The organism is Streptomyces spinosus (assembly GCF_020400655.1).
GTDB classification, from domain to species: domain Bacteria; phylum Actinomycetota; class Actinomycetes; order Streptomycetales; family Streptomycetaceae; genus Streptomyces; species Streptomyces argyrophylli.
Map to the genome: position 1 here is coordinate 42,212 of NZ_JAINRC010000013.1, position 24,321 is coordinate 66,532.

21 protein-coding genes and 2 pseudogenes are annotated in these 24,321 nt (G+C 73.5%); 18 read left to right on the plus strand and 5 right to left on the minus strand.

Features of this window, described 5'->3' with window-relative positions; all coding sequences use genetic code 11:
• The first annotated feature begins 6 nt into the window (after nucleotides 1–6).
• Complete coding sequence (locus tag LG395_RS24350) at nucleotides 7–2,085, plus strand: sigma-70 family RNA polymerase sigma factor (protein WP_225811195.1); 2,079 nt, start codon at nucleotides 7–9, stop codon at nucleotides 2,083–2,085.
• Nucleotides 2,086–2,388: 303 nt separating this feature from the next.
• Here LG395_RS24350 and LG395_RS24355 read toward each other — a convergent pair whose 3' ends face one another.
• Nucleotides 2,389–3,261, minus strand: a complete 873-nt coding sequence (locus LG395_RS24355) for a CAP domain-containing protein (RefSeq protein ID WP_225811196.1) — start codon at nucleotides 3,259–3,261, stop codon at nucleotides 2,389–2,391.
• A 561-nt stretch (nucleotides 3,262–3,822) separates the two neighbouring features.
• On the minus strand, nucleotides 3,823–4,017 hold the full coding sequence (locus LG395_RS24360; RefSeq protein WP_225811197.1) for a DUF2795 domain-containing protein: 195 nt from the start codon (nucleotides 4,015–4,017) through the stop codon (nucleotides 3,823–3,825).
• 181 nt (nucleotides 4,018–4,198) lie between these two features.
• Between LG395_RS24360 and LG395_RS24365 the strand changes: the two genes are divergently transcribed.
• The 5 genes from LG395_RS24365 (at nucleotide 4,199) to pqqB (ending at nucleotide 8,496) form a co-directional block, all read left to right on the plus strand.
• Nucleotides 4,199–4,354 (plus strand): hypothetical protein, encoded by a 156-nt coding sequence (locus LG395_RS24365; protein WP_225811198.1) that lies wholly within the window; start codon nucleotides 4,199–4,201, stop codon nucleotides 4,352–4,354.
• Between the two features lie 8 nt (nucleotides 4,355–4,362).
• Nucleotides 4,363–4,686 (plus strand): DUF2795 domain-containing protein, encoded by a 324-nt coding sequence (locus tag LG395_RS24370; protein ID WP_171158857.1) that lies wholly within the window; start codon nucleotides 4,363–4,365, stop codon nucleotides 4,684–4,686.
• 88 nt (nucleotides 4,687–4,774) lie between these two features.
• Entirely contained in the window at nucleotides 4,775–6,328 is a 1,554-nt protein-coding gene (locus LG395_RS24375; protein ID WP_225811199.1) for a purine-cytosine permease family protein, read from the plus strand.
• A gap of 692 nt (nucleotides 6,329–7,020) precedes the next feature.
• Nucleotides 7,021–7,419, plus strand: a complete 399-nt coding sequence (locus tag LG395_RS24380) for an SseB family protein (RefSeq protein WP_225811200.1) — start codon at nucleotides 7,021–7,023, stop codon at nucleotides 7,417–7,419.
• Nucleotides 7,420–7,599: 180 nt separating this feature from the next.
• Complete coding sequence (pqqB, locus tag LG395_RS24385) at nucleotides 7,600–8,496, plus strand: pyrroloquinoline quinone biosynthesis protein PqqB (protein ID WP_225811201.1); 897 nt, start codon at nucleotides 7,600–7,602, stop codon at nucleotides 8,494–8,496.
• Here the strand turns inward: pqqB and LG395_RS24390 are convergent.
• The 3 genes from LG395_RS24390 to LG395_RS24400 form a co-directional block, all read right to left on the minus strand.
• Nucleotides 8,493–8,927, minus strand: coding sequence for a MarR family winged helix-turn-helix transcriptional regulator (locus tag LG395_RS24390; protein ID WP_171158858.1), 435 nt, complete (start codon nucleotides 8,925–8,927; stop codon nucleotides 8,493–8,495). The two genes, pqqB and LG395_RS24390, sit on opposite strands and share 4 nt — an antisense overlap.
• A 74-nt stretch (nucleotides 8,928–9,001) precedes the next feature.
• Nucleotides 9,002–9,352 carry a VOC family protein gene (locus LG395_RS24395; RefSeq protein ID WP_225811202.1) on the minus strand — a complete coding sequence of 117 codons (351 nt, stop codon included), beginning with the start codon at nucleotides 9,350–9,352 and terminating at the stop codon, nucleotides 9,002–9,004.
• A gap of 106 nt (nucleotides 9,353–9,458) precedes the next feature.
• Nucleotides 9,459–9,629 carry a hypothetical protein gene (locus LG395_RS24400; RefSeq protein WP_225811203.1) on the minus strand — a complete coding sequence of 57 codons (171 nt, stop codon included), beginning with the start codon at nucleotides 9,627–9,629 and terminating at the stop codon, nucleotides 9,459–9,461.
• Nucleotides 9,630–9,634: 5 nt separating this feature from the next.
• On the opposite strand from LG395_RS24400, the pseudogene LG395_RS24405 reads away from it, so the two are divergent.
• The 12 genes and pseudogenes from LG395_RS24405 to LG395_RS41470 form a co-directional block, all read left to right on the plus strand.
• Nucleotides 9,635–11,432: pseudogene (locus LG395_RS24405) on the plus strand (beta-galactosidase); the annotation flags it as partial.
• Nucleotides 11,433–11,536: 104 nt separating this feature from the next.
• Nucleotides 11,537–12,310, plus strand: a pseudogene (locus LG395_RS24410) (glycosyl hydrolase 53 family protein); the annotation flags it as partial.
• A gap of 273 nt (nucleotides 12,311–12,583) precedes the next feature.
• Complete coding sequence (locus LG395_RS24415) at nucleotides 12,584–12,871, plus strand: helix-turn-helix domain-containing protein (protein ID WP_225811401.1); 288 nt, start codon at nucleotides 12,584–12,586, stop codon at nucleotides 12,869–12,871.
• A 53-nt stretch (nucleotides 12,872–12,924) separates the two neighbouring features.
• On the plus strand, nucleotides 12,925–13,884 hold the full coding sequence (locus LG395_RS24420) for an SMP-30/gluconolactonase/LRE family protein (RefSeq protein ID WP_225811204.1): 960 nt from the start codon (nucleotides 12,925–12,927) through the stop codon (nucleotides 13,882–13,884).
• Nucleotides 13,885–14,461: 577 nt separating this feature from the next.
• The gene (locus tag LG395_RS24425; RefSeq protein WP_171158866.1) at nucleotides 14,462–15,298 is read left to right on the plus strand and encodes an undecaprenyl-diphosphate phosphatase; all 837 of its coding nucleotides are present in this window, start codon (nucleotides 14,462–14,464) and stop codon (nucleotides 15,296–15,298) included.
• A 134-nt stretch (nucleotides 15,299–15,432) separates the two neighbouring features.
• A complete protein-coding gene (locus tag LG395_RS24430) occupies nucleotides 15,433–16,164 on the plus strand; it encodes a FadR/GntR family transcriptional regulator (protein ID WP_171158867.1) in 732 nt (243 codons plus the stop codon).
• Nucleotides 16,161–17,600 carry an amino acid permease gene (locus LG395_RS24435; protein WP_225811205.1) on the plus strand — a complete coding sequence of 480 codons (1,440 nt, stop codon included), beginning with the start codon at nucleotides 16,161–16,163 and terminating at the stop codon, nucleotides 17,598–17,600. Before LG395_RS24430 ends, LG395_RS24435 begins: the two co-directional genes overlap by 4 nt.
• A 41-nt stretch (nucleotides 17,601–17,641) precedes the next feature.
• A complete protein-coding gene (locus LG395_RS24440) occupies nucleotides 17,642–18,658 on the plus strand; it encodes an asparaginase (protein ID WP_171160238.1) in 1,017 nt (338 codons plus the stop codon).
• Nucleotides 18,659–18,773: 115 nt separating this feature from the next.
• On the plus strand, nucleotides 18,774–20,186 hold the full coding sequence (gene aspA, locus LG395_RS24445; protein WP_225811206.1) for an aspartate ammonia-lyase: 1,413 nt from the start codon (nucleotides 18,774–18,776) through the stop codon (nucleotides 20,184–20,186).
• A 152-nt stretch (nucleotides 20,187–20,338) separates the two neighbouring features.
• A complete protein-coding gene (locus tag LG395_RS24450; protein ID WP_171158870.1) occupies nucleotides 20,339–21,268 on the plus strand; it encodes a glutaminase in 930 nt (309 codons plus the stop codon).
• 220 nt (nucleotides 21,269–21,488) lie between these two features.
• A complete protein-coding gene (gene mptB, locus LG395_RS24455; protein ID WP_225811403.1) occupies nucleotides 21,489–22,919 on the plus strand; it encodes a polyprenol phosphomannose-dependent alpha 1,6 mannosyltransferase MptB in 1,431 nt (476 codons plus the stop codon).
• Complete coding sequence (locus tag LG395_RS41470; RefSeq protein WP_308071316.1) at nucleotides 22,916–24,307, plus strand: glycosyltransferase family 87 protein; 1,392 nt, start codon at nucleotides 22,916–22,918, stop codon at nucleotides 24,305–24,307. The genes mptB and LG395_RS41470 overlap by 4 nt, the downstream gene beginning before the upstream one ends.
• Nucleotides 24,308–24,321: the final 14 nt, after the last annotated feature.

Consider the following 24,321-nt stretch of genomic DNA (forward strand, 5'->3'; position numbering starts at 1 on the left):
GCTCTGATGAGGACACAGCACACGGCGGATGCGGCGGCACTGGTGAACGCCGCCCGAGCGGGAGACGCGGCGGCCCAGGACGCCCTGGTCAGCGCCTACCTGCCGCTGGTGTACAACATCGTGGGGCGTGCCCTGAACGGTTCCGTCGACGTCGACGACGTCGTGCAGGAGACCATGCTCCGGGCCCTCGGCTCGCTCGGCGGCCTGCGGACCCCGGAGAGTTTCCGCTCCTGGCTCGTGGCCATCGCGATGAACCGGGTCCGGGCGCACTGGCAGGACCGCCGGCTCGTCCCGGACGCCGTGGCGGAGAGCGGCGACGTCGCCGACCCCGGCGCCGACTTCGTCGACCTGACCATCGTCCGCCTCCAGCTGTCCGGCCAGCGACAGGAGACCGCGCGGGCCACGCGCTGGCTGGAGCCGGACGACCGGGAGGTGCTCTCGCTGTGGTGGCTGGAGTGCGCCGGTGAGCTGACACGGGCGGAGGTCGCCGCCGCCCTCGCGGTGTCCCCGCAGCACACGGCGGTACGGGTGCAGCGGATGAAGGCGCGGCTGGAGGCGGCCCGGGTGGTGGTACGGGCACTGGACACGCGGCCCGCCTGCGAGGACCTGCGCGCCGTGCTGGCCTCCTGGGACGGTCTGCCCTCCGCCCTCTGGCGCAAGCGAATAGCCCGGCACGCCCGTGAGTGCACGCGCTGCGGCGGCCTGTGGAGCGGTCTGCTGCCGGCGGAGGGGCTGCTGGCCGGACTGGCGCTGGTCGCGGTGTCGTCGACGCTCCTCGCGACGACGCGCTCGGCGACGGCCACCCTGACCGCGACCACCGCGGCCGCTCCCCAGCCGCCCCACGGGAGCCTGGGCTCGAACGCGGGTGCCGGCGAACCGGGTCACGCCATCACCGGGTCGGACGGGGGCGCGGCCGGGTGGGGACACGGGGCGTCGGCATCGGGTGCCGGCCCCGCCGGGGCGGGGCATGGCACCGCGGGGTCGGACGGGGGTGCCTTCTGGGCGGACCGGGGGGTCATCGGGTCGGACCCCGGGGCAGTTGGGCCGGGGCACGAGGTCTTCGGGCCGGATGGCGGGGCCTTCGGGCCGGATCGCGGGGCCTTCGGTTCCGGCCACGGGACCTCGGAGCCCGGTCACGGCCCCGCAGGGCCGGACCAGGCCACCGCCACCGGGTCGGATCACGCGGCCCTCGGACGGAGCGCGGACGGAGCCGAGCCGGAGCCGGGCGCGGCCCAGGCGGACGCCGGCAGTACCCAAGCGGGCCTCGGCGGCAGCGACCCCGCCGCCCCCGTCGGACTCCGGGCGGCCTCCCGTCGTCGTACGAGCGGGCGCGGCGAGGCGCGGCGACGGCGGCGGACCCGGCGCAGGGCCGTCGGGGGTGCCGTGGTGGCCGCCTGTGTGGCCGGCGGCGGCCTCTGGTACTTCGGCACCGGTTCCGGACCGGCGGACACCAGGGAGGCGACCGCCGCGCGGACTCCCGGCGCCCCTGCCGTGGACCTCGCGGAACCCAGCGCCGTCGCGACCTCCTCGTCGCCCTCGGCGTCCGCTTCCCCGTCCCCGTCCCCGTCCCGCACGAAGAAGGAGCCGAGCGCCGTCGAAAGCCCCCGTCCCACACGGAGGAGCACCACTGCCCGGGCCGAACCGGCCGCGCCCACGACCCCGCCGCGCACCTCCTCCACCCCGCAGGCACAGCCGGCGCCCACCGGCACGGTGGCCCAGGTGGTCGGGCTCGTGAACAAGGAGCGCGCGGCAGCCGGATGCGGCCCGGTCACCGAGGACCCCCAACTGGACAAGGCCGCCCAGGGCCACTCCGACGACATGGCCGCCCGCGGCTTCTTCGACCACACCGATCCGGACGGAGCCGGCCCCGGCGAGCGCATCACCGCGGCGGGCTACCGCTGGTCCACGTACGGCGAGAACATCGCGAAGGGCCAGCAGACGCCGCAGGCGGTGATGGACTCCTGGATGAACAGCCCGGGCCACCGCGCCAACATCCTGAACTGCGCGTTCAAGAACATCGGCGTGGGCGTCCACGACGGTCCGGGCGGCCCCTGGTGGACCCAGGCCTTCGGCGCCAAGCTGTGATCGAGCTCTGAGCCCCGGCCCGGGGCGCACCGTCCCGTCCCGCTTTCCGGCCCGGGCGGGCGGCCGGCGCGAGACCGGGCGACCGCCCGCCGCCGGTCGTGCCCGAACCGGGTCGCGGGGCCGCGGCGCTGCGGACGTCGTGTCCGTCCCCGGTGCCGCCTTGCCGCCCGTGTGGCGCTGACTCCGGCACACCGGCCGCCGACGGTCGGCGGGCCGGTGTGCCGACACTCAGCGGGCCGACACTCAGCGGGCCGACACTCAGCGGGCCGACACTCAGCGGGCCGACACTCAGCGGGCCGACACTCAGCGGGACGTGCCGAAGTCCTGGGTCCAGTAGCTGCCGGGCTGCGCGAGACCGACGCCGATCTCCTTGAAGCCGCAGTTTAGGATGTTGGCCCGGTGACCCGGGCTGGACATCCAGCCGTCCATGACCTGCTGCGCCGTGCTGTAGCCGTAGGCGACGTTCTCGCCGTAGCTGCTCCAGGTGTAGCCGGCCCGGGTGATGCGGTCGCCGGGGGAGGAGCCGTCGGATCCGGTGTGCGACATGTTCCGGTGGGCCGCCATGTCGTCGCTGTGGGCCTGCGCGGCCTTGGTCAGCGTCGCGTTGAGGGTCAGGGGCCGGCAACCGGCCTTCGCGCGCTCGGCGTTCACGAGCTGCACGATCTCCGCGGTGACCCCGGACGCCGTGGCGGCGGGCGCCGGGCTGCTCGGCGCGGCGGTGGCCGTGGAAGCGGGAGCGGGAGCGGTCGCGGAGGGAGCGGGGGCGGTCGCGGCGGGGGCGGTGGCCTCGGGTGCCGCGGGAGCGCTGGGCGCGGTGGTCCGCCAGGTCTTGTGGGCCAAGACCTTCCTCTTCTGCGACGGCGCGTTCTTCTTGGCGTGCCAGGGCGTGCCCGGCCGGGTCGTCGCGCGCGCCGTGGACCGGGGAGTGGACGGCGCGCTGCTCTCCGGGGCCGTGGTCAGCGGTGCTTCGGAGGCGTTCGCGTTGCTGTCGTGATCTGCGGACACGGTCTGCCACTGCCTCACGGGTGCGCTCGTGGCGGTGGTCTGCGCCGGGTCGTCCGTACTGGACGGCCACTCGGAACAGGCCAGGGCGACGGACGGCACGCCCACGGCGCCGATGGCGGCGGCGGTGACGACTATTCGCCGGTAGTGCTTGGTCTTGCGGTGCTGGCCCATACGTCAACCTCACTCGGTGATCGCGGAGCGCTCATTGTCGAGACGGCTCCACACCGAGTGCAAAGGGCCCTTCTACTAGCGCGCCTCGTAGGCCGGAGCGGCCCTTGTCAGGCGGGCCGAGAGATGCCGACTTCGCGACCGCGATGTTTGCGTGGCGCTGTCGGGCCGTCAAAAGCGCACAGTCGGCGGGTGATGCGGCGACGTGCCGAGCGGCGTCCGCGCCATCGTACGCGCCGCTGCGCGCGATCATGGCAAGACGGACAAATCCCATATGTCGTGGGAGCCCCGCCTACTATCCGCCGCGCTTAGTCGACCGCCCTTCTGTGATGGATGTCACTCTGAGGTCGGTGTGCGGGTGCGGGTGTCGTGCTGTCGTCGATCGTGCACCGGGCGTCCTGCGAGCCGCCGACTTCCTCTTCACCCTCTCCCGGGTGAGGGCATTCTCCTCGCGGCTGACACGGCGTCATCCGGGCCGGGTCCCCCTCGGCGCCGGCATGGCGCCCGCGCGCGGCGGCCGGAGCGGAAAGTCTCCGGCCGCCGCGCACCCGTGTCCGGTCGCCGTCACTCGTTCCGGAAGACGGCCTTGCTGACCTCGGCGGGGTTCTCGAACTTCTTCTTCCCGAGGTGGGAGATCCGTTCGGTGATCTCCTTGGGCGCGTGATTGTTCTCGGCGACCTTCCGAAGCTGGTCGGAAGTGGCCGGGTAATCCGCGCCCGACAGGGCTTTCTGCAGGTCAGGTGGGGTGATACCCGCCATGGCTCCTCCAGGCGGTGAGTTGGTTGAGGAACATCGGACCGGCGCCGCATGCTGCACCGGACTGGTCAGGTACCCATCCGACGGAAGCGGATTCAGAGATTCCGTGGGTGATGGGTCCCGCGTCGCACGGGTACCCGGGGCGCCGGACAGACCGCACGCGCGAGAGGACCGAGCACATCCGATGAGCGAGAACACCCCTTCCCAGGCCGAGGGCGAACCGGAGCCGGGCGTCTCCGAGGCCGAACAGCCGTCCCGCACCACTCCGTCACAGGCGGAAGGAGCGGACCCCGACGACGAGGAAACCGACAGGGCCGCGGACGGGAACGACGACGCGTAGGAGGCGTCATGAGCATGGCACACACCAGCGTCCCCGAGGTGCTGGACGCACTGAAGGACGTGACCTATCCGGCCGACAAGGACCGGCTGGTCTCGGCCGCGCGGCAGGCGGGAGCCTCCGAGGAGGTCGTCAAGGCCCTGCGCGGCATCCCCGCCGAGGAGTACACCAACCGCGCGGACGTGGCGAGGTCGGTCCGGGTGGACCCGGACTCCGACCTCGGCACCAACGCCACCCAGCGGGCGGAACAGGCACGGCAGGGCGGCAAGCCGGGACTCTCCCAGCACCTGCGGGAGGAGCCCAAGACCCCCATCCAGGAGGAGTTCGACCGCTGACCGGTCGAACCTGGCTTGCCCCGACGCCCCCGAGGGCACACCTAGCGTGATCGAACACGTCCGGACAGGCAGGGCAGGTGGCTCGGCGATGACGCATCCGCACGACCCTCTCGACGGCGGAGCCACCGGTCCCCTGGACGGAGGGGCCAACGGTCCCTCGGGCGGCGGAGCCACCAGCCACCCCCTCCAGGTGGAGACGCACGGGCTCGACGTGATCGCGGACTCGGAGCGCCGGGGCGTCCCGCGCTCCCTGTTCTGGCCCTGGTTCGGGGCCAACGTGTCCGTCCTGGGACTCAGCTACGGCGCCTTCGCGTTCGGCTTCGGCATCTCCTTCTGGCAGGCCCTCGTCTCCGGCGTGCTCGGCATCGCCGTCTCGTTCCTGCTCTGCGGCTTCATCGCGGTCGCCGGGAAACGCGGCTCGGCCCCCACCATGGTGCTCAGCCGGGCCGCCTACGGCGTGCGCGGCAACCGGCTGCCGTCCGTCATCTCCTGGATGCTGACCGTCGGCTGGGAAACGGTCCTCACCGCGCTCGCCACGCTGGCGACCGCGACCGTCTTCGACAGCCTGGGCTGGGGCGGCGGCACCGAGACGAAGGCGGTCGCCCTCATGGTGGTGGCCGCGCTGACCGTCGTCGGCGGCGTCATGGGCTTCGACCTGATCATGCGGCTGCAAACCTGGATCACCGTGATCACCGGCGTGCTGACGATCGTCTACGTCATCCTCGTCGCCGACCACGTCCACTGGAGCACCGTCGGCGCGATCCCGGCCGGCTCGGCCCAGCAGTTCATCGGCGCACTGGTGTTCATGATGACCGGCTTCGGCCTCGGCTGGGTCAACGCCGCCGCCGACTACTCCCGCTATCTGCCCCGCGACTCCTCAAGCCGGGGCGTGATCGGCTGGACCGCCTTCGGCGGCTCGCTGGCCCCGCTCGTCCTGCTGGTCTTCGGCCTGCTGCTGGCCGGTTCCTCCGCGGAGCTGAGCAAGGCCATCGCGGCCGACCCGATCGGGGCGCTGGCGACGCTCCTGCCGACCTGGTTCCTGGTGCCGTTCGCCGTGGTCGCGGTCCTCGGCCTGGTCGGCGGGGCCGTCCTCGACATCTACTCCTCCGGCCTGGCCCTGCTCTCCGCCGGCCTGCGGGTGCCCCGCTACCTGGCCGCGTTCTTCGACGGTGTGCTGATGATCGCCGGCGCCGTCTACATCGTGTTCTTCGCCGGCACCTTCCTCGGCCAGTTCAAGGGCATCCTCACCACTCTCGGCGTGCCCATCGCCGCCTGGGCCGGCATCATGCTCGCCGACCTGGCCCTGCGCCGCCGCGACTACGACGACGGCGACCTGTTCCGCCCGCACGGCCGCTACGGCGACGCCCCCCTCCGCCCGCTGGTCCTCACCCTCGCCGCCACGGCCGTCGGCTGGGGCCTGGTCACCAACAGCGCCGCGCACTGGCTGACCTGGCAGGGCTACCTGCTGGAGCCGTTCGGCCTCGGTGGCAGGACCGGCGCCTGGGCCTACGCCAACCTGGGCGTCGTCGTGGCCCTGGCCCTCGCCTTCCTCGGCACGCTGCTCCTGAGCCGGGGCCGAGTCCGCTCCCAGGAGGCCCGGGAACCGAGCCCGGCGCTCGACGAAGGGGTGCTGAACACCTGAGTGCGGTGTACCCCGGCGCCCGGGCCGCCCGCCGGAGTCCCGGACGTCTCGCCGTCATCGACACGCAGCGCGCCTTCGCCGACCCGGCGAGCCCCCGCACCCTGGGCGCTGAGGGACGCGCCCGCCGGCCTGGCGGACCACGTCGTGGAAGCCGCCGCCTTCGGCCGACGCCCCCCGAACGCGCCGCCCGCACCGCACCGCCGCCGGGTGCTCGCCGGCGCCGGCGCCGAATGCCGCGTGCTCCGCACCGCCCTCGCCGCCGCGGACACCGGCGCGCAGGCGCTGGTCGTGGCGGAGGTCCGCGTCGGCGTGGACGACGACTCGCGCATGGAGGCCCGTGCGGATCACGGAGCGGTACCGGCCGCTGGTCCGGCTCACCACCATCGACATCGACGACCTGCCCACGGAGGCCGGGCCATGACCGGTGGTCGCCCGGGCACCGGCGGGTGAACGGCGGCCCCGGAAGTACCGGGGGGAGGCGCTCTCCGCATCGAGAGCCCTTCGTAAGGCCCGGGCCCTGTGGTGCTCACCTGGGCATTTCACGTCCGTCGCCTGCTCCACCGCCCCGTCACCGGACCTCCCGCCGATCCCCACGCATGCCGCGCACCCCACCGGGTACGCGAGGCGGGAGCCCGGCCGGGCGGCAGTCCGCCCGGACGGCCCGTACGACCGCCGCTACCTGGGGACCAGCCATGGAGACACCCGCACACGAAGCCCAGCCGACACCGGCCCAGCAGGCACTGGACGCGCTGGCCGAGAACGCCGAGGACCAGGCCGCCCTGGACACCCTCGCCCACAGTGACGTGCTCGTCCCCGTACCGGACGACGCGGTGGACGGAGAGGGCGCCGACGCCTCGACGGTGGCGCTGCCCGTCCTGGAACAGCCCGGGGGCGACCCGGTCGTCCCGGTGTTCACCACGGAGGGCGAGATGGCCGAGCTGCTGCCGTTCGTATCGCGCTACCGGCTGATCCCGCTCGGCGCGCTCGCCGCCCAGTGGCCCGAAGGGGACCTCTCCCTGGCCATCGACGGCAGCTCCGCGCACGGGCTGACCCTCACCTCACAGGGAGTGCGTACGCTGCTGGCCCGGTGATCCGACGCCCCTGAGGGGCGCGGAAGCCCGGCGCGCGTCCGCACTTCGGGCACCCCGGGCGCGTGAATCCGGGCGTGCCGGTTCCAGGACGGCCGGAAGTGCTCCCCGGCGCCGGTGGTCACCGGCCTTCCCACGGGAAGATCCCCACGGAGGACGAGTCGGGCGAGCGCGAAGGAGCCGATGGTCGTGAAGGTCGTCCTGCTGGGCACCGCCGCCGGGGGCGGCTTCCCGCAGTGGAACTGCGCCTGCGCGCTCTGCGGCGCCGCCCGGGACGGACACCTGCCGCCCCGCACCCAGGACTGCGCCGCCGTCACCGGCAACGGCCGCGACTGGTGGCTGCTGAACGCGTCCCCCGACCTGCGGACGCAGCTCACCGCCACCCGGGCCCTGTGGCCCGGCCCCGGCCCCCGTGACACCCCCCTGCGCGGAGTGCTCCTGACGGACGCCGAGGCCGACCATGTGACCGGCCTGACCGAGCTGCGCGGGGCGCCGGACCTGATGATCTACGCCGCGCCCCCGGTCCGCGCAGCCCTCGCCCCCGCCCGTGCCGCGTTGGACCGCTACGCCCCCTGGGAGTGGGCCGACAGCCTGGCCGCCGGCGGCTTCGTGCTGGCCGGGGGACTGGTGGTGACCGCCCACCAGGCCGGGGCGAAGATCCCGAAGTACGTACCGGACCGGACGTCCACGACGCCGGGGCCCTGGGTGACGGCGTACCGCGTCGAGGACCTGGCCACCGGGGGAGTGCTGGTGTACGCGCCCTGCGTCGGCGCCTGGAGCCCGGTCCTGGACGGGCTGTGCGCCGAGGCCGACTGCGTCCTGCTGGACGGCACCTTCTTCGCGGCCGACGAGATGGGCACCGCGGTGCGCTCCGGCGCCGGTCAGGCCGCCATGGGCCACTTGCCGGTCACCGGCCCGCAGGGCTCCCTGGCCGCGCTGGCCCGGCATCCCGGCGCCCGCCGGGTCTACACCCACCTCAACAACACCAACCCGCTCCTCGACCCGGCCTCACCCGCACGCGCGCGCGTGTCCGAGTACGGCGTCGAGGTCCTGCCGGACGGGACGGAGCTGGTGCTCTAGACGGCCGGTTCCCCGCTGTGGGCCCCGCGCCGGCGGCCTTCCTGCCCGGCCAGCATCCGCCGCAGCACCGTCCGCTGCACCGGCAGCACCTCGGCGTGCAGCGCCCGGCCCTTCGGGGTGAGCGCCACCCACACCCCGCGCCGGTCCTCCGCGCAGACCGAGCGCTCCACCAGGCCGTCCTTCTCCAGCCGGCCGATGAGCCGGGACAGCGCGCTCTGGCTGAGGTGCACCCGGCCGACCAGGTTCTGCACCCGGCACTGGTCACCCTGCCGCGGCGACTCCGCCGCCAGGATGTCCAGCACCTCGAAGTCGCTGGCGCCCAGACCGTGCGGATGCAGGGCGCGGTCGATCTCGCACATCGTGCGCGCGTGCACCGCGAGGATGTCCCGCCAGCGTTCTTCGAGCCGTGTCTCGGCCGTCGTGCCTGCCATACCCGCACGGTAGCACCGTTTCGGCCAATCGTTGAGTGTGCAACTAGTGCTGGGAGCGGAAGGCTTCGACGCTGTCAGGCCGCCGGGTCCTGGAGCAGCCCCACGAGGTTGCCGTCGGAGTCCTTCACGAAGGCGATCAGCCGGCCACCGCCGACGTCCTGCGCGTCCTGGAGCAGTTCGGCGCCCGCCGCCAGCAGCGCCGCGAGCCGCTCCCGCAGATCCGTCACGTGCCAGTACGGCACCGGCCCGGTCATGCCCTTGGCGTGTCCGTTCGGGTCCAGGCCGACGTCCTGGCCGGCGGCCTTGTAGCCGACGTAGTACGGCTCGTCCGCGTACGGCTCGACACCCAGCAGCGCGCCGAAGACGGCCTTGGCGCGCTCCAGGTCCTTCACCGGGTAGATGATCGTCTGCAGGCCGGCGGTCATGGTGGTCACTCCTTCGCGATGCGGGACCCGGCGGTTCTCCGCCGGTGCCCCCACGCTAGGACCCGGTAGCCGGCCGTGGCTTCTCCGATCCTGACCGCTTGCCGCGTCACTCGTTGCGCAGCACCTCCGCGACGGAGAGACGGGCCGCCCTGCGGGCCGGCACGAGCGCGCCCAGAACAGCGATCACGACACCGGCGAACGCGAGGACGGCCGGCAGGGGCGCGTGCCAGACGTCCGTCATGTACCGGGGCAGGGTGATGTCGGCCCCAGCCGCCATGCGCGGGAGCACCACCCGACCTGGGCACGCCCACCGTGGTGCCCCCCGCCTGGTTCTACCGGGCCCACCCCGAGGCCCTGCCGGTCACGGCCGAGGGCACGCGCTACGAGTTCGGTTCGCGCGGCGCGATCTGCCACAGCAACGCCGACTACCGCGCCGCCGCCGCGAACATCACCACCCGGCTCGCCGAGCGCTACGGCGACCACCCGGCGCTCGCGATGTGGCACGTCCACAACGAGTACGGCGTTCCCGTCTCCGCCTGCTACTGCGAGTCCTGTGCGGACCGGTTCCGCCACTGGCTGGCGGACACCTACGGCAGCGTCGACGCCGTCAACGAGGCGTGGGGCACGGCCTTCTGGGGCCAGCGCTACACCGACCTCGCGCAGATCAACCCGCCGCGGGCCACCCCGACCGTCGGCAACCCGGGCCAGGCCCTCGACTACAAGCGCTTCGCCGACGCCACCATTCGGGAGAACTTCCGCACCGAGCGGGACATCCTGCACCGCCTCTCGCCGGGCGTGCCGGTCACCACCAACTTCATGACCGCGCTCAGCCAGTGCGACTCCATGGACTACTGGGCGTGGGGCCGCGAGGTCGACCTCGTCACCAACGACCACTACCTGATCACCGACGGCCGCCGCACCCACGTCAACCTCGCGATGGCCGCCGACCTCACCCGCTCCGTCGCCGGCGGCTCGCCCTGGCTGCTGCTGGAGCACTCCACCTCGGGCGTCAACTGGCAGCCCCGCAACCCCGCGAAGGCACCGGGCCAGATGGCCCGCAACTCCCTCGCGCACGTGGCGCGCGGCTCCGAGGGCGCGATGTTCTTCCAGTGGCGCCAGTCCCGGCGCGGCGCCGAGAAGTTCCACTCGGCGATGCTGCCGCACGGCGGCACCGACACCTTGCGTCTGGCGCGAGGTGGTCGAACTGGGCTCCTCCATGCGCGCGTTGGCCGAGATCCGGGGCACCCGCACCGAGGCCGACGCGGCCGTGCTGTGGGACTGGCACTCCTGGTGGGCGCAGAACCTCGCCTGGCGCCCCAGCGAGGACCACGACCCGCGCGAGCGCGCCGACTCCTTCTACGAGGCGCTCTACGACCGCCACCTCACCGTCGACTTCGCCCACCCGGAAGCCGACCTGTCGCGGTACCCCCTGGTCGTCGTGCCGGCGCTGTACCTGATGACCCGGGCCGCCGGGAACAACGTCCGCGCGTACGTCGAGAACGGCGGCACGCTCGTGGTGTCGTACTTCTCCGGCATCGTCGACGAACACGACGCCGTCCACGAGGGCGCCTACCCGGGCGCGCTGCGCGAGGTCCTCGGGCTCACCGTGGAGGAGTTCTCGCCGCTGCTCCAGGACGAACGGGTCCGCCTGACCGGCCCGGACGGCTCCGAGCTGACCGGGGAGGTGTGGACGGAGTTCGTGGTCCCGCGCGGCGCCGATACCGTGTGGACCTACGCCGACGGGCTCACCGCGGGCCGTCCCGCCGTCACCCGGCACCGGCTCGGCCGGGGCACCGCCTGGTACGTCTCCACCCGCCTCGACGCCCAGGGGCTGAACGCGCTCATCGGCCGGGCGGCCGACGACGCCGGTCTCGCCCCGCGCGCCGGCCTGCCCCGAGACGTCGAGGTGGTGCGCCGGCGCGGCGACTCGGGCACCTACCTCTTCGTCGTCAACCACACCGCCGGCGACACCAAGGTCCCGCTGGACACGCCCGGGACCGAACTGCTGACGGGTGAACGCGCCGCGGGCCGCCTCGCGGTCCCGGCGGGGGCCGTCCGGGTCGTACGACTCGACGGCTGAGCCTGCTCCCCTCCGCCCGCGTGTGCCACGAGAGCCGCGGGCGGAGGGGTCTCCTCCGGACCCGCCGGAGGACACCCCCCGCCACGTCGAAGGGACGACGGACGATGAAGTTCCCTCCCGGACGCACCATCAGGGGCCCTGTTGCCGCCGCTCGCGGCCGGGCTCGCCCTCACCGCCCTGCCCGCCCAGGCCGCGAGCACCCTCACCAACGGCGGCTTCGAGTCCGGCGGCACGGGCACGGCCACGCCCGCCGGCTGGTCCGAGTACGGCGACACCGGCGCCTCGTACACCGAGCCCGGTGGTCACGGCGGGAGCCACCGCCTCAGCCACTACGCGTCGTCCGCCTACAAGGTGGAGACCTACCAGCACCTGTCCGGACTGGCCGACGGGACCGCCACGTTGACGGCGTGGGTCCGCTCCAGTGGCGGGCAGAAGGCCGCGTACCTGTCGCTCAGGAACTGCGGCAGTGCGGACAGCGCACGGATCTGCCGACATCGTCCAGTGGGTGGATACGGATCGTCACGTCGGTCAAGGTGACCGACAACCAGTGCACCGTCAGCGTCAACAGTGACGCGAACGCCGGCAACTGGATCAATGTTGACGATCTCACCTTCACGTCCGGCACCACGGGTACATCCATCCATGGTGCGGACGTCTCCTCCCTCGCCAAGAGCGAGGCCATGGGCGGGGTCTACAGGACGAGTTCCGGAGCGACCGGGGACGCGCTCCGCATCCTCAGGTCGTCCGGCATGAACTACGCGCGCCTGAAGGTCTGGGTGAACCCGCCCGACGGCTTCAACGACAAGGCGCACGTCCTCGCGACGGCCAAGCGCGTCAAGGCGCGGGGCATGAAGCTGCTGGTCGACTTCCACTACTCGGTCCGGCAACGGCTGGGAGAACCAGGCCCTGTTCGGCTACGACGACAGGGCGCTGTCCTCCATGTCGTGGTTCGGCCACCGCTGAGCCGTCCGTGCACGGGCCCGGTCGCGCGCGGCGGCCGGGCCCTCGCCGCTCCGGGGCGGCGGCAACCCCCCCGGTCGTACGGCCGTTCGGTACCGGACAACGGCCGCCGAGTACCGGACGTGCCCGCGTCGCCCGCGCCACAGTGGGAAGACTGCGTACGAGGAGGCCGGGGACGGGAGGGCGGACGGATGACGGGGACTCCCTCGGGCCGGATGCGGCAGACCATCCTGGAGTGGCTCAAGGACCCGCCGGCCCACTTCCCGGCCCCGCGCCGACGCGATACCGCCGAGACCGGCGTCACCGCGCGGGCCGTCGCCGCCGAACTGGGCGTGCCCCGCCGGACCGCACTCGCCCACCTCCGGTTCCTCACCCGCCTCGGCGTCCTGCGCACCCGCCGGATCCACGGCCGCACCCACTACCGGCGCGACGAGGTCCGCATCGCCGAGGTGGCCCGGATGTTCGAAAAGGGCTGGTGACGAGGGCGGTCACGGGCGGCTGCCGACAGGGGCACGGACGGAAGGGACCGCACATGGACCGATCGACGGCACTCGTACCGCTCCACTACGTCTCGCTGCGCGCCCGCGGTCCGGAGGACGTCGTCGCCGATCCCCAGGGACGGGTGCTGACCGGGGTGGAGGACGGGCGCATCCTCCGCGTCCACCACCCCGCCGACCCGCGCAGAACCCGCACCGAGGTGCTGGCCGAGACCGGCGGCCGTCCCCTCGGGCTGGAACTCCTGCCGGACGGCGCCCTGGTGGTGTGCGACGCCGAACGCGGCCTGCTGCGCGTCGGCCCGCACGACGGCACCGTCCGCGTCCTCGCGGACGCGGTGGCGGGCGAGCGGCTCCGGTTCTGCAGCAACGCCGTCGCCGTGCCGGACGGCACCGTGTACTTCACCGTCTCCAGCCGCCGCCACCCGCTGGGCCGGTGGATCGGCGACATCGTCGAGCACACCGGCACCGGCCGTCTGCTCCGGCTCGCCCCCGGCGACCGGGAACCCGAAGTCCTGCTGGAGGGACTCCAGTTCGCCAACGGGCTCGCCCTCAGCGCCGACGGCTCCTTCCTGGTGATCGCCGAGACCGGCTCCTGCCGGCTCACCCGCTGCCGGCTCACCGGCCCCCGCGCCGGACACGCCGAACCCTTCGCCGAGCTCCCCGGGATGCCCGACAACCTCTGGCGCGAGGGTTCCGGCGGTCCACTCTGGGTCGCCCTGGCCAGCCCCCGTGTCCCCCCGCTCGACCTGTTGCACCGCACCCCGCCGGCCGTCCGCCGCACCGCCGCACGGGCCGCCGTCCACGCGCCGTACCGCCCGAGCGGGACCGTCGGCGTCGTCGCCGTCGACGACCGGGGCCGGACCGTGCACCGCCTGACCCGCCGGCGCTCCGGGTTCCGCATGGTCACCAGCGTGTGCGCCGTCGGCGACCACCTGGTGCTCGGCAGCCTCTGGGAGTCCGGCATGGCGGTCTGCGCCCGGCCCGCCGCCCGCTGAGGCGCCGGTACCCTGGTCCCGGCCTTGATCGCCCGTCGAGGCGGGGGCCGAACAGGAGACGTACCGGCATGACCCTCCCGGAGACCGAGATCCACGGCGACCGGCCCAGGCGAAGACGGCGGTCCCGCGGCGTCGCGGGAGCACGTCGTGGCGGTCGGCGGCGGCGTCGCGGGAGCCCGCCGTGGCCGTCGGCGGCGCGCCGGACAACACGCCGGACAAAACGGACAGCAGAGGTAAGAAGTCGTTGTGAACCGGCTGCTCTTCCTCACCGGAGCCCTCGTCGGCGCACCCTCGGGCCCTGTCCCCGGTCACGCCGTACCGGCGCGCCACGCCCGGTCCTGCGCCGGGGCTCCCTCGTCGCCCGGTCTTCCGTCGTGCGAGGCCCCGGCAGACCGGGGCCGGCCCGGGCCTCTACGCTGCCCTGGGTGCCGCGGCGAGCGTGCCGGCGGGTCCCGCTGCGGCCTTCGCCGGGGCTCCGGCCGCCGGCGCCCCGGAGGTCCGGGCGCTTGCCGTACGGCCGGGCACAGCAAGTACTGTCTACAGCAATGTCGACCAACTCTCCTCAGAACTGGATCCCATGAGCGCCATCTCCGTCGGTCAGGCCGTCGTCCTCGGAGTAGTCGAGGGGGTGACCGAGTTCCTCCCCGTGTCCTCCACCGGACACCTCAAGATCGCCGAGGGGCTCATGGACATCCCCGTCGACGACAAGTCCGTCGTCGGCTTCTCCGCCGTCATCCAGGTCGGCGCCATCGCCGCCGTGCTCGTGTACTTCTTCAAGGACATCAAGCGGATCGTCACCGCCTGGTTCCGCGGTCTGACCAACCGCGAGGAGCGCTACCACCACGACTACAAGTTCGCCTGGTGGGTCATCGCCGCGACCATCCCGATCGTGGTGGTGGGCCTGGCGGCGAAGCCGCTGATCGACGGCCCGCTGGCCTCGCTGTGGGTGGTCGCCGGGTCGCTGATCGTCGGCTCGGGCGTGATGTGGGCCGCCGACCAGATGGGCCGGCACAAGCGCGGTGAGGACGACACGTCCTTCAAGGACGCGATGTGGGTCGGCTGCTCCCAGATCCTCGCCCTGCTCTTCCCCGGCTTCTCCCGCTCCGGTGCCACCATGTCCACCGCGCTCATCCTCGACCTGGACCGCGTCGCCGCCACCCGGCTCTCCTTCTTCCTCGGCATCCCGGCCCTGACCGGAGCGGGCCTGTACGAGCTGAAGGACGCCCTCGGCGCGGGGGTCGGCGCCGCCCCGCTGGCCGTCGGCACGGTCGTCTCCTTCGTGGTCGCCTACGCCTCCATCGCCTGGCTGCTCAAGTTCGTCGCCAAGCACTCCTTCAACGCCTTCGTGATCTACCGGATCGTCATCGGCGCCGGTCTCCTCGGCCTGCTGGCCACCGGCACGCTCAGCAGCTGAGCCCGGCCGCCGGGCGGACACCGCCGCTGATCACCCACGGGGTGCGGATGCCTGCATTCAGGCGCCGCACCCCATGAATTCTTCCTTACGCGACGTCTTGACAGCCCCCGCACGCACCCCGCAGGATCGCTCCCGTGAACCTGTCAGACAGCCAGACAGGTGGTCCGGCCCCGCGGCGCGTCAGCGCCATGGAAGCGGTGCTCGCCCACCTCCGCGACGCCATCGAGCGCGGCCGGTACGCCATCGGCGACAAGCTCCCCTCCGAGGCCGAGCTGTGCCGCACGCTGGAGGTCTCCCGGCCCGTGCTGCGCGAGGCGCTGCGCGCGCTGCAGACGATGGGCCTCACCGTGTCCCGGACCGGCAAGGGCACCTTCGTCGTCGCGAACACGGTGGAGGACCCCACCTTCGGCGACTACGCCGCCAGCGACCTGCTCGAAGTGCGCCGCCACATCGAGATCCCGGTCGCCGGGTACGCGGCCCTGCGCCGCACCCCGGAGAACCTGGACCACCTGGCCCACCTGCTCGACCGCATGGAGCGGGAGACGGACACCACCGCCTGGGTCGCGATGGACACCCTCTTCCACCTCGCCGTGGCCGAGGCCGCCCAGAACCCGGTCTTCCGCCGGGTCATCGAGGAGATCCGCGACGCACTGGCGCGCCAGTCGGCCTTCCTCAACGAACTGGGCGGGCGCCGCGAACAGTCCAACCGCGAGCACCGGGCCATCGTCGAGGCGCTGACCGACGGTTCCGAGCACGACGCCGTGGAGGCCATGAGCCACCACCTGGACCGCGTCGAGACGACCCTCACCGACATCGTGCGTCCCCAGCGGACGGACCACCCTACGGAAGGCGGACCCGAGGCGTGAGCGAACAGCACCTCAAAGACGAGACGCGCCCCTCGTCCGGCCATGTCGACGCCGGAGACGCCGGCTACAGCAAAGGGCTGAAGCACCGGCACGTCAACATGATCGCCATCGGCGGCGCCATAGGCACCGGCCTCTTCCTCGGCGCGGGCGGCCGGCTCGCCGACGCCGGGCCCTCCCTCTTCATCGCGTACGCCGTCTGCGGCGTCTTCGCCTTCCTGGTCGTCCGGGCCCTGGGCGAACTCGTCCTGTACCGCCCGTCCTCCGGCGCCTTCGTGTCGTACGCCCGGGAGTTCCTGGGCGAGAAGGGCGCGTACACCGCGGGCTGGATGTACTTCCTGAACTGGGCGACCACCGGTATCGCCGACATCACGGCGGTCGCGACCTACACCCACTACTGGGGCATGTTCTCGGACATCCCGCAATGGTTGATCGCATTGATCGCCCTCGCGGTCGTGCTGACCGTCAACCTGATCTCGGTCAAGATCTTCGGCGAGCTGGAGTTCTGGTTCGCGATCGTCAAGGTCGGCGCGCTCGTCGTGTTCATGTGCATCGGCATCTTCCTGCTGGTCACCCAGCACCCGGTCGACGGCCGGCACCCCGGCCCGTCCCTGATCACCGACAACGGCGGCGTCTTCCCCAACGGTCTGCTGCCCATGCTGCTGATCATCCAGGGCGTCGTCTTCGCCTACGCCTCCGTCGAGCTGGTCGGCGTCGCCGCCGGCGAGACCGAGAACCCCGAGAAGATCATGCCCAAGGCGATCAACTCGATCATGTGGCGCGTGGGCCTGTTCTACGTCGGCTCGGTCGTCCTGCTGTCGATGCTGCTCCCCTGGAACAAGTACTCCGCCGGGCAGAGCCCCTTCGTCACGGTCCTGTCCCACATCGGCGTCCCGGCGGCCGGCGGCGTGATGAACCTGGTCGTCCTGACCGCCGCCATGTCGTCGCTGAACTCGGGCCTGTACTCCACCGGCCGCATCCTGCGCTCCATGGCGATGAGCGGCTCGGCCCCGCGGTTCACCGGGCGGATGAGCCGCAGCCAGGTGCCGTACGGCGGGATCCTGCTCACCAGCGGCATCTGTGTCCTCGGCGTGGGCCTGAACTACGTCGTCCCCTCCGACGCGTTCGAGATCGTCCTCAACTTCGCGGCGATCGGCATCCTCGCCACCTGGGGCATGATCATGCTCTGTCACCTGTTGTTCTGGCGGAAGACCCGCGACGGCGAGCTGACCCGGCCGTCGTACCGTCTGCCGGGCTCCCCGTGGACCGAAGTCGTGACGCTGGCGTTCCTCGCCTCCGTCCTGGTCCTCATGTACGCCGACGGCGGCGCCGGACGCACCACCGTGCTCTGCCTGCCGCTGATCGCCGCCGCACTGGTCGCGGGCTGGTACGCCGTCCGCGCCCGTATGACCCGCACGTCCACCGGCGCCGACGCGTGACCCGCATACCGGCCGGCCCCGACCCCGAGATCCAGGCAGTGATGCACAGCAGTTCCCCCACCGACGCCCCCGTCGTCCGCGAACCCCTCCACGCCCCCGTCGCCCACCTCGTCCGCGGCGGGGTCGTCGAAGGCGTCCACCACGGCTCCGTCGTCGTCCTCGGCGCCGACGGCCAGGTGCGCCTCCAGCACGGTGACATCGAGGCGGCCTTCTACCCGCGCTCCGCCCTCAAGCCCGTCCAGGCCGTGGCCATGCTGCGGGCCGGGCTGCCGCTCGACGGCGAACTGCTGTCGCTGGCCGCCGCGAGCCACTCCGGCGAGGAACGCCACCTCGCCGGCACCCGGCGCATCCTCGAACTCGCCGGACTCGGCGAGGACGACCTGCGCAACGTGCCCGACATGCCGTTCGACCCGGTCGTGCGGGACGCCTGGATCCGGGAGGGCCGGCTGCCCTCCCGGCTCGCCCAGAACTGCTCCGGCAAGCACGCCGCCATGCTGTGGACCGCGAAGCTCAACGGCTGGTCCCTGGACGACTACCTCGCCCCGGAGCACCCGCTCCAGCAGGCCGTCGCCGCGACCGTCGAGGAGCTGACCGGCCAGCGCGTCGCCCGGGTCACCGTCGACGGCTGCGGCGCGCCGCTGTTCGCCGTCTCCCTGCACGGACTCGCCCGGGCCGTGGCCCGGATCACCTCCGCCGCGCCCGGCACGCCCGAGGCCCGGGTCGCCGACGCGATGCGCGAGCACGCCGAGATGGCCTCCGGATCGGGGCGTGACGTGGCCGCGCTGATGCGGGCCGTGCCGGGGCTGCTGGCCAAGGACGGCTTCGAGGGCGTGCAGGTCGCCGCGCTGCCGGACGGCCGGGCCGTCGCGGTGAAGATCGCCGACGGGGCGAACCGGGCGCGGATCCCGGTCGCCGCGGCGGCGCTCGCCCGCGCGGGCGTCGACCCCGCCCTGCTCACCGAGTTCGCGGGGGAGCCGCTGCTCGGGGGCGGGGAGCCGGTGGGCCGCGTGCGGGTCGTGCGCGCGCTGGACCCGGTTCCGCTCACCGCCTGCGCGTAGCTCCGCCGGGTCCGCCGTCGTGGACCCGCGGGCCCGCCGTGGCCGATCGCGCAGTTCCCGCGCCCCTCCCGGGGGCGCTTCCACCTCCGCACCCCAGGAAGAGGACCGTACCCTCATGACCGCCGCCACCCGAAGCGAACACGATCTGCTCGGGGACCGCGATGTGCCCGCCGACGCGTACTGGGGTGTCCACACCCTGCGCGCGACGGAGAACTTCCCCATCACCGGCACGCCGATCTCCGCCTACCCGCACCTGATCGACGCCCTGGCCGCGGTGAAGGAGGCCGCCGCCCTCGCCAACGAGGAGCTCGGGCTGCTGGCGCCCCGCAAGGCCGCCGCGATCGTTGCCGCCTGCAGGGAGATCCGGGCCGGGGAGCTGCACGACCAGTTCGTCGTGGACGTCATCCAGGGCGGAGCCGGCACGTCCACGAACATGAACGCCAACGAGGTCGTGGCGAACCGCGCGCTGGAACTGCTCGGCCACGCCAAGGGGCAGTACGCGCATCTGCACCCCAACGAGGACGTCAACCTCGGCCAGTCCACCAATGACGTCTACCCGACGGCCGTCAAGGTGGCGACGATCTTCGCGGTACGCGGACTGCTCGAGGCGATGTCCGTACTCCAGGGCGCGTTCGCCGGCAAGGCCGTCGAGTTCCGTGACGTGCTCAAGATGGGCCGCACCCAGTTGCAGGACGCGGTACCGATGACGCTCGGCCAGGAGTTCTCCGCGTTCGCCGTCATGATCGAGGAGGACCGCAGCCGTCTCGCCGAGGCCGTCGAGCTGATCCATGAGATCAACCTCGGTGCCACGGCCATCGGCACCGGTCTCAACGCCCCCGCCGGTTACGCCGAGGCGGCCCGCCGGCACCTGTCCGCCATCACCGGCCTGCCGCTGGTGACGGCCGCCAACCTGGTGGAGGCCACGCAGGACTGCGGCGCCTTCGTCCAGATGTCCGGCGTCCTCAAGCGCGTCGCGGTCAAGCTCTCCAAGAGCTGCAACGACCTGCGGCTGCTGTCCTCCGGTCCGCGCGCGGGCCTCGGTGAGATCAACCTGCCGCCGGTGCAGGCCGGTTCGTCGATCATGCCGGGCAAGGTCAACCCGGTCATCCCCGAAGTGGTCAACCAGGTCGCCTTCGAGGTGATCGGCAACGACGTCGCCATCACCATGGCCGCGGAGGCGGGGCAGCTCCAGCTCAACGCGTTCGAGCCGATCATCCTGCACTCCCTGTCGGAGTCCGTCACGCACCTGCGGACGGCCTGCCTGACGCTGGCCGAGCGCTGTGTGTCCGGCATCACCGCCAACACCGAGCGGCTGCGCGCCACCGTCGAGAACTCCATCGGCCTGGTCACCGCGCTCAACCCGCACATCGGTTACACCGCCGCCACCGACATCGCCAAGGAGGCCCTCGCGACGGGCCGTGGCGTGGCCGAACTGGTCCTGGAGAAGGGCCTGCTGCCCGCCGAACAGCTGACGGGACTCCTGCGGCCGGAGGTGCTCGCGGGCAGCGGGACCACGCCGGCGATCTGACCCGACGGCACCCGCGTGCCGCCCGGCCGGGTCCGCCCGGCCGGTCCCTGCCCGCGGGTGCCGTCGCACCCGGCAACCCCGCGCCGGGGCCCGGCACCGCCGGGAAGCCGGCCGTCGGCGCCCCCGGAGCGCCCCGGCACCAGGGGTGCGGCATGATGACGATCATGTCCTCGCAGTTCCAGCCGGTCCTCGATCGCATCATGGCGGAGATCGACCGCACTCCCGGGCGCGGCCGGTCCGCCGACTACATCCCGGCCCTCGCCGCCCGCGACCCGCGCCGGTTCGGCATGGCCGTCGCCGAACTGGACGGCACGGTGTACGGGGTGGGGGAGTGGCGGCAGCCGTTCTCCACGCAGTCGATCACCAAGGTCTTCACACTCGCCCTGGACCTGGCCCGCGAGGGCGACGAACTGTGGGAGCACGTGGGCCGCGAGCCCTCCGGCAACCCGTTCAACTCCCTGGTCCAGCTGGAGTACGAGAACGGCATCCCGCGCAACCCGTTCATCAACGCGGGCGCGCTCGTCGTCACCGACCGCCTGCACACCCGCACCGGGGACGCGGCCGGCGAGCTGCTGTCCTTCCTGCGTGCCGAGAGCGGCAACCCCGATCTGGGCTTCGACGAGGAGGTCGCCGCCTCCGAGACCGCCCACGGTGACCGCAACGCCGCCCTCGCCCACTTCATGGCGTCCTACGGCAACGTCGACAACGAGGTGCCGGTCCTGCTCGACCAGTACTTCCGGCAGTGCTCGATCGCCGCCTCCTGCGCCGACCTGGCCCTCGCCACCGGCTTCCTCGCCCGGCACGGCATCCGCGCCGACGGCGGCCGGCTGCTCAGCCGCAGCCAGGCCAAGCAGGTCAACGCGGTCATGCTGACCTGCGGCACGTACGACGCCGCCGGCGACTTCGCCTACCGCGTCGGGCTGCCCGGCAAGAGCGGGGTCGGCGGCGGGATCATCGCCGTCGTACCGGGCCGGTGCACGCTGTGCGTGTGGAGCCCGGGCCTGGACGAACGCGGCAACTCGGTGGCCGGTGTGGCGGCCCTGGACCGTTTCACGACCCTGACCGGGCTGTCGGTGTTCTGAGGAGCGTCACCTCCCGGCCCGCGGCAGGGCGGCCGGCCCGCGGAGCGGAGCGTGGGCCCGGGCACGGACGAAGTCTCGGCGGAGCGGGCGCACCACGACGGACCAGCACCGGGAACCCGGCCGGGACACACCACGCGCCGGTCACACCCCGGCCCCCGCCCGGCAGGGCCGCCGTCGCCTTCCGGCCACCCGGCGCCGCCACGCTGACCCGGTGTTGCCCTTGGCGTTCCCCGTCGATCTCCGCCGCTGCCAGGTGACGGGCCTGGCCGGCACCGCCTGTCTCGCGCTCGGCGGTGAGACGGCCGGCGCCCTCCCCGTCCGGGACCTGCCGGCACCCGCCTCGGTCCAGGCGGCGCTCGGCCTGGTCGGGGTGTACTTCGGGGTCGTGCTGCTCATCGCCGCCTGGGTGCTCCTCGGCAGTCTGGTCCGCGGTCCCGAGCCGCCCACCCCGCGCGCCCTGCTGCTCGTCCTGGCCGTGTGGGCGGCCCCGCTGCTGCCGGCCCCGCCGCTGTTCAGCCGGGACGTGTACAGCTATCTCGCGCAGGGCGCCATGGTCGACGCACACCTGGACGTCTACGCCCACGGCCCGGCGTGGCTCGGCGGCCCGCTCGCCGGCGAGGTCGCCCCGATGTGGCGGCACACCGGCGCCCCCTACGGGCCCGCCTTCCTGGCCCTCGCCTCGGCGCTGTCCGGACTGACCGGCGGCGCTGTGCCCGCCGGTCTGCTCGGCATGCGCCTGCTGGCCCTGCTCGGCGTGGCCCTCATGGCGGTGGCGCTGCCCCGGCTCGCCCGGCACAGCGGAGCCGACCCGGCCGCAGCCCTGTGGCTCGGCGCCCTGAACCCACTGGTGCTGCTGCACCTGGTCGCGGGCGCGCACAACGACGCCCTGATGCTCGGCCTGCTCGGGCTCGGCCTGGTCGCCGCGCGGGGCCGCGGACCCGTCGCCGGCGCCGTCCTCGTCACCCTCGCCGCCCTGGTCAAGGCGCCGGCGGTGCTGGGCCTGCCGGCCGTCGTGGCGCTGCGGGCGCGGTCCGGCGGCCGTCCGCTGCCGGCCGTGCTGGCCACGGCGGCGGCCTCCGCCGCGACGACGGTCGCCGCCACGGCCGTCGCCGGCACCGGCTACGGCTGGATCGGCGCCCTGGACACCCCGGTCTCCCCGCACAACTGGGCGCTGACCAGCCTGCTCGGCCGCGCCACCGGCGCCCTGCTCGCACACCTCGGCAGTTCCCTGGCCCCGCTGGCCGTCCCGGCCTGGCACCTGCTGGGCCTCGCGGCCACGGCCGTCGCCGTCCTGCTGATCTGGCTGCGGCTGAGGCCACGGCCGGTGTACGCGCTGGGCCTGAGCCTGCTCACGGTCGCCGTCCTCGGCCCGGCGATCCGCCCCTGGTACGCGCTGTGGGGCCTGTTCCTCATCGCCGCCGCCGCGCCCAGCACCCCGGTACGGCACCGGGTGGCCGCCCTGGCGGGGGTGCTCTCCCTCGCCGTCCTGCCCGGCGGCGGCCCGGCCGGCCCCGGACAGGTGGTGCTCGCGGTCTCCGGCGGGGCCCTCGGGGTCGTCGTCCTGTGGCAGGCCTACCAGTCTCACCAGGCCCACCAGTCTCACCAGGCCCACCAAGCGGCCCGGGGCCCGGTTCCAGGACGCGTGGCATGACGGGCCGCTGGAGAGCGGGGCCGCGCAGCCGGCTGGGCCGGCTGGTGCTCGTCCTGCTCCTCGTGGCGGCCGTGACCGTGTTCACGGCCACCGTGCCGCTGCTGCGCGGCTTCTTCGACCTGCGGGTCTACTACGGCACCGTGCACACCTGGGTGCGCCACGGTGGCCGGATCTACGACTACCGGGTGCCGGGCACCGCGTACGGCTTCACCTACCCGCCGTTCGCGGCCGTCGCCATGCTGCCGCTGGCCCTGCTCGGCAGGACCGCGGCGATCGCCGCGTCCCTGCTGGTGAACCTGGCCGCGCTCGTGGTGGTCCTGCGCGTCCTGGCCTGGCCGCACGGGCGCGGCCAGGGCTGGTACCGGTGGGCACTGTGCCTGTGCCTGCTCGCCCTGTTCGAGCCGCTGCGGGACACCGTCAGCTTCGGCCAGGTGAACCTCGTGCTGCTCGCCCTGGTCCTCGGCGACTCCTGGCTGCTGGCGAGCGGCCGGGGCCGTTGGGCGGGCGCGGGGATCGGGCTCGCCGCCGCCGTGAAGCTCACCCCCGCCCTCTTCGTCGGGCTGCTGCTGCTCGCCGGGCGCCGGCGGGCGGCGGGCACCGCGACGGCCGTGGCCCTGGCCGCGACCTCGCTGGCCGCCTGGGCGGATCCGGCGGCCTCCCGCTTCTACTGGACCGAGGCCCTCTGGGACACCCGCCGGGTGGGCCGGCTCGACTACGTCTCGAACCAGTCGCTGCAGGGGGTGCTGGCCCGCCTCGGCGAGACCGGCCGCCCGCTGTGGGCGACCGTGGTGCTGCTGACCCTCTGCGTCTGGGCGTGGCGCGGCCGACGGGCGGCCGTGACCGGCGACTGGCCCGCGGCGTTCGCGCTCACCGGTGCGGCGGCCTGCCTGGTCAGCCCGGTCACCTGGGTGCACCACCTGGTGTGGCTGCTGCCCTCCTTCGCGGTGCTGATCCGCGCCGGGCGCCCGCGGACCGCGGCCGTCCTGTACGCGGTGCTGTGCACCAGCGTGGTGTGGCTGTGGTTCGACGACGCCTCCGGCCTCGACGGGTTCCTGGGCGGCAGCCTCTACACGTGGATCTCGCTGGGCCTGCTGCTCGGCCTGCCGGTGGGTCAGTCGCGGCCCCGGCTCCACTTGGCCCGCAGCACCAGCGCCACGGCCCCGGCGCCCAGTCCGGACAGCCCCGCGACGACGGCGGTGCCGGGCCAGTCCGAGTCGTCGTCCGGTGCCACGGCCGCCACCACCGGCTTCGCGGACGCCGCGGGACGGGAGACGGCCGGCCGCAGCCCGTCGAGCGAGCCGACCGGATCGACCCGCCCGGCCGCCGCGAAACCCCAGTCGAGCAGGGAGCGGGCCTCCTCGTACACGGTGAACCCGCCGCCGGCCTGAGGGTTGAGCACGGT